The 285-nt window shown below is 63.5% G+C and carries 1 protein-coding gene; it reads left to right on the top strand.

The window, feature by feature from the left end; translation table 11 throughout:
- Positions 1–285, top strand: a 285-nt coding sequence (locus tag CH341_RS34855; protein ID WP_170149908.1) for a hypothetical protein, incomplete at both ends; no start/stop codon positions are given.

Genomic DNA, 285 nt, shown 5'->3' with positions numbered 1-285 from the left:
GACGATGTGATGCAAAGGGCCGAAGCGGCCGGCATCAGCATCGCCGAAACACGCATGACGACGCCGAGACCGCGGCCTGACGAACCGTTCAAGCAATTGGCGGCCGCACCAGGAAAGAGTGCGGATCCAGACGAAGGCCAGGCGCTCGGCTATGCCGAGGACGGCCCCTCGCGGGCGGACATCATCACCGGCAGCATCTTCGCTCACCCGGGCGAGGCGAAGGTCAAACCGGTAGCCGCCAAGACGAGCGGTCTTGAAAGTGAAAAGCTGCGTCCTCTCCTCAAA

The organism is Rhodoplanes roseus, from assembly GCF_003258865.1.
GTDB classification, from domain to species: Bacteria; Pseudomonadota; Alphaproteobacteria; order Rhizobiales; family Xanthobacteraceae; genus Rhodoplanes; species Rhodoplanes roseus.
This window is presented reverse-complemented; position numbering and strand designations above follow the sequence as displayed.